The organism is Vibrio sp. OPT46 (assembly GCF_015163535.1).
Taxonomy (GTDB): domain Bacteria; phylum Pseudomonadota; class Gammaproteobacteria; order Enterobacterales; family Vibrionaceae; genus Vibrio; species Vibrio alginolyticus.
Genome location: NZ_JADDYG010000088.1, coordinates 1 through 4,589, shown reverse-complemented (window position 1 = coordinate 4,589; position 4,589 = coordinate 1). Strand labels below are relative to the sequence as shown.

Sequence of the window (4,589 nt, the reverse complement as noted above, 5' to 3'; positions counted from 1 at the left end):
CGATCTATTCAAATACACTTAACCTCAAGTAACTCATTAAAATCGCTGAAGTAATTCTCCAGCTCTAGCAACTTTACATTCCCTGGTCGCTCTGAGTACCGCTTTGTACGTGCTCCAAATTCTATTGTTCCTTTCCCAAAGCGAGTATTAATGCAGTCGATTGCTTTGCTTAATTTATGGTTATTAACCTCTGGTTCAAATAGATCTGCTTGCTTGTGCTCTGCGTCGATTAAACTAGTAAGGCCAACTCCAACTTTATAAATGCGCGTTTTTGTCGGTTGAGTAGGAATAAGGTCACCCTGAATAGCTCTCAACGTCTTTAGACCTACAGAGGTATCGCATACACCGTAACTGAAGTGTATGCTCCGGCTAGCCTTAAACTGCTCCTGAGGATCGTCATGTATGGATGTGGACACAAATGCTGTTATAGCCAGGGCTTCTGATTTTTGCGCTCGTAACTTAAAAAATGCTTCTGCAAGGTGAAGAGATAATTCCGACATTATGGACTCTCTTGATTGTAAGCGGTCCCGGTATGAGCTGGTGGACCAAATTTGTTGCTTCTTAGGTCGTGTGTCGTTCCAATTGTAGACAGGTGTGGCATTTAACTCATGGACCGTGTTGGCGACGGAAATCGAAAAGGCTTTTTGCATTTTTTTAGGATCTTGGCGAGCTAAATCTAACGCGCTATAAATGCCCATATGAGAAAAGTGTTTAGATAGCTTCCTGCCTACGTTCCAAACCTCTGAAACAGGTACCTTTTCTAATGTCTGAATCAAATTGTCTTTACTAATGACAAATACACCGTTACTACCCTGAAGTTTTTTGGCTGCAAACGAAGCCAGTTTTGAAAGAGTTAAACTAGGACCAATCCCGACTCCTGTAGGAACACCCGTTGTTTTCCAAATGTGTTCACGCCAACGCCAAGCTTCGCTTTCCAGGTCAATGCCATTCTTCAGTAGCTCCGTAGTCTCCGCCCAAGATTCATCGACGCTGTAATGAAAAATGGGTAGCCCCTCGGAAACATCTATAAGTGATTGCTTAAAGTTCCTAGATATCTGCCCTAAGGTATTAAAATTACACTTAAATATTGCGCCATGATGCATGGCAACTTTAGAGTCGATTTCCCAAATAGGAGAGAACTTGGGTATCCCAAATTCCTTTATATTTGCTCCGGCAATACTAATACCTTGGCCTGCTGACACGAGTACTGGTTTCCCTTTTAAACCAGGATGAAATTGAGCACTACTGTGCGCATAAAATCCCGTTCCGTCTATTAGTGCGAATGATTTAACGGCCACGAAGTTCTCTCCGGTAAATTCGGATAGCCATAGAGACACAGCCGTAAATGCGAATTTCGTCACTTGATGATAGATAAACAGATCTGAACTTTGGGTTGTCGCTGTATGCTTTTTTCAGTCTTTTGTTCAACCTCTTACATACCAATTCACCATTTAAAGCCATGATAACGGGATGATCTTCTTTAAATGAGAGGCTGCGGTTAAGGAGTAGCAAATCTCCGTTATCAATGATTGGTAACATAGACTTACCGTTTGCACGCATCAATACACATGTATGTTGTTGCTCAGGAGGTATTAATAACTCATGAAGGTCGAACTCTTTCAATGAGTTATGTATAGGTATCGAATGGCCTTTTCTGTACCAATGAAAACGAGCAGATACAACGCCTTGAACTACAATATCTTCTTGCTTTTGTATCTCTTGAAATGACACAAGAGCGTTTTCGCCAAGGTATTCAACCAAAATACAGTCGTTTGCTTCAGGTTGTAGGCTTGAGTCAACAAGCAGGTAATCGCCATCTGAAATACCGAAGTAAGGTACATCTTGATGAGCAACAGTTAATTTGGTTGCGCTAGGATGATGAACTAGCTGTTTTGACAATGACAGGGATTTACGGACACTCCCGCTTGTTGGGTCTTCAAAGCCTGTTATGCCGCAATTTATTGACTGATCAAATATTTGTAAAACACCCATTTTAAAAACACGTCTGACTGCTGTATGTATATACAGTAATTATATATCCAGCTATGTACTGGTGCAATGTAAGGAAGAGCATGAGCTATTGGGATGGTTAGATGGCCTGGTGCACATCTGTGAACCATAGGTTTTTGAGTATACGATTCATGAGCAAGGAGAGACACTGTAATTGCACTATAGATTCGAGTAGTAAGGTATAAGCCCGGTGGTATGGTAAGGTTTTGTAGCACCATAATGCAGCGTTAAAAGAGAAAATGGAGGCTTCATTGAGCGTAAAAAAAGACAATCACTTTTTACCTGAGATGTATCTAAAAAATTGGTGCAACGAGCAGGGTAAGGTATTCCACTATAGGAAAGTTGTTCAACACGAGAATGTGCCATTATGGAAGGACTACTATCCATCAGCGATCGGTTACCATACACATTAAAGCAACTCAGTGGTCTGAGATGAATAGTATCGATATCATAAATTACATACCAATTTGGGAACTATTCTTTAAAAGCTTTCTACTTGAGTTCAAGTTGATGTGATTTAGGTTTCAATGTGAACATTTAACTAGCCATAATGGCTTTTCTGGCAGTTAAAGCGTAAATCGGCATTGTTGATAATGATAACGTATTGAAAATATTGATATAATCATATTTTTATAGTGTAAGTATGATCCTATGAGATATGAATCTGCCCCTGTTACCCCAGAAGAAAGACGAGAAACCACAAAAGAGCTCTTCGCTCGTCAGCAACGAGAGCGTAGAGCTGAATTAACTCCTTCAGCAAGCGATGAAAAAAGATGGGCAGAAAATCGTGAGAGGGTTCTTAGAGATAGAGAAAAAGCAGGGTTAGGACCTACTTCTCTAGGATTGAATGCTCCTCAGCTTCTCAGTGACTCAATAGGATTACAGTGTTCACTTGGGGATGAAATGGCTAAAAACCACCAGCATGTGTTAATTACAGATTTAGAGGATGCACATAAAATATTACATAACGTTTGGCTGGAGTCTGGTAAGGATGTCGCTGCTATCGCCTTGAGCATTAACACCGCTAAGTCTTGGTTCAATCACACAGAGCCTATGTTTAATGCGATATCAATTGCTAAACAGTTTGGCGATCTAGGCGTTAAAGCTGATTTGGTAGAAAGTCGAGGTAAATTATTTGTCGCATTTTCAGGGACAAACGAGAATGGCAAAGTGCTACGGCATGCGTTTGTCAATGGTACTCGGCTTAATATGAATGGTAAGAAGTACCCTCTAAATTCATTTAAGTCGGTGCAAGCAGGCTTTAGTCCTCAATCTAGAACTGCAAACTTCAAGGGTGCGGGTGCCTTAACCTTTGTGGTGTCCGCTAGTCTAGCCACCAGCGACTTAGTTTTTAAAGACGACTATCACTTAGTGGATTGGTTTGGCAATGTAGGTGCCGATATGTTCAAATTCATGTTGCAAACAGCAGCTGGTGAAGTTCTGTTATTTGCTACGGCAGCTCTGGGAGCTCCCGTAATGGTTGGTGCGCTATTTGTTACAGCAACATATGTCTTAATTGAGGTTGTTTGGGGTGAATACAAAGTTTCTAATCAAGTCGTAAGGATGCTTGAGAATGTCACATAAAACAAGATTACGTTTGGCTGGTATCTTTGTTCTTTTGTTTGGGATAATTTGTTGGGGCTATCCATCTTATGTAGTCTATAGAGACTATCTTGAACTATTGAATAAAGCTGACACTGTTCAGCTATCCGTTCTAACTCTGTGGGTGCCGATTGGATTATTAGGGGCGTTAGGTTGTATTTTTTTTATGGCCCCAAAAGCTATGTTGTGCGGAAAAAAAATTAATGAAGTTTACTCTCAAAGCGCAATGCAGCTAGCTAATAAAATCTGTGTTTATTTTGCCTTGGCTGGTGTAGCCTTTGCCGCTGGCTGGACGTATCACTCAATTGACCTCTTACAAAAGTATGGGTATGTATACAGTCGAGATTTAACCAATATCACTCCTACGGGAATACATTTGAAATACGTTAGAGCAACTCATTGACCAAGAACGTCTCTAATCCTCACTAAGAACTCTTCTAACAAGCGTAAGCTTACTACTTACGCTTGGTCTAATTCCTTCCGAGAGCTCCTCAACCTAATCGGCTATCTAGAGCATAGACACGAAACTATGAACCTCTTAGTTGACTGTGGTTGAGTATCGCGCTCATTATGCATAGAAACGAGTACAATTTGGTAACCTTAAGCTTTAAAAAATTGTTTACTAGGAGTGGTACAACATGGATAAAGAACTATCTGGGGTAGAGAAGCTTCGTGATGGGGCCAATTATCTTCGCAAAGTTATCGGTATCAGTACTGAATTTCTTAGCTCAATACAGAAAAGAATGGGGTCTCCCAAAACTCTCTTGGATACTTTTGTAAGAGTATACTTTTCTACCTTTGGTTGTATTTTGATCGGGGTGTATTTCGTGATGATGATATTAAAGCCATGGTTTGATGGTGGTGGAAATTGGTCATATGTCCAAGAAGTTTGGTCTCATTGGCAAACTCTGAATGCAGCAATGATTGCTTTTACAGCAAGCTTATTGGCGGTTTATGCGGCTAAATATCACGAAGAA

At 40.6% G+C, this 4,589-nt stretch carries 4 protein-coding genes and 1 pseudogene; 3 read left to right on the top strand and 2 right to left on the bottom strand.

Going from position 1 to position 4,589, the window contains the following annotated elements; genetic code table 11:
- Window positions 1–8 precede the first annotated feature (8 nt).
- Both IQR33_RS03410 and IQR33_RS03405 read right to left on the bottom strand, forming a co-directional pair.
- Window positions 9–1,298 (bottom strand): nucleotidyltransferase, encoded by a 1,290-nt coding sequence (locus IQR33_RS03410; RefSeq protein ID WP_193843521.1) that lies wholly within the window; start codon window positions 1,296–1,298, stop codon window positions 9–11.
- Window positions 1,288–1,992: a S24 family peptidase gene (locus IQR33_RS03405; RefSeq protein ID WP_054574980.1), complete on the bottom strand. Its 705-nt coding sequence runs from the start codon at window positions 1,990–1,992 to the stop codon at window positions 1,288–1,290. The genes IQR33_RS03410 and IQR33_RS03405 overlap by 11 nt, the downstream gene beginning before the upstream one ends.
- A gap of 669 nt (window positions 1,993–2,661) precedes the next feature.
- Between IQR33_RS03405 and IQR33_RS03400 the strand changes: the two genes are divergently transcribed.
- The 3 genes and pseudogenes from IQR33_RS03400 to IQR33_RS03390 form a co-directional block, all read left to right on the top strand.
- Window positions 2,662–3,594, top strand: a complete 933-nt coding sequence (locus IQR33_RS03400; RefSeq protein WP_025633980.1) for a hypothetical protein — start codon at window positions 2,662–2,664, stop codon at window positions 3,592–3,594.
- The gene (locus IQR33_RS03395; protein WP_025633982.1) at window positions 3,584–4,015 is read left to right on the top strand and encodes a hypothetical protein; all 432 of its coding nucleotides are present in this window, start codon (window positions 3,584–3,586) and stop codon (window positions 4,013–4,015) included. The genes IQR33_RS03400 and IQR33_RS03395 overlap by 11 nt, the downstream gene beginning before the upstream one ends.
- Window positions 4,016–4,250: 235 nt before the next feature.
- Window positions 4,251–4,589 (top strand): annotated as a pseudogene (locus IQR33_RS03390) (hypothetical protein); the annotation flags it as partial.

What these genes read in the sequence shown, in the direction of transcription:
- IQR33_RS03405 (WP_054574980.1), bottom strand. Translation starts at nt 1,992, where the DNA reads ATGGGTGTTTTACAAATATTTGATCAGTCAATAAATTGCGGCATAACA.
- IQR33_RS03400 (WP_025633980.1), top strand. Translation starts at nt 2,662, where the DNA reads ATGAGATATGAATCTGCCCCTGTTACCCCAGAAGAAAGACGAGAAACC.
- IQR33_RS03395 (WP_025633982.1), top strand. Translation starts at nt 3,584, where the DNA reads ATGTCACATAAAACAAGATTACGTTTGGCTGGTATCTTTGTTCTTTTG.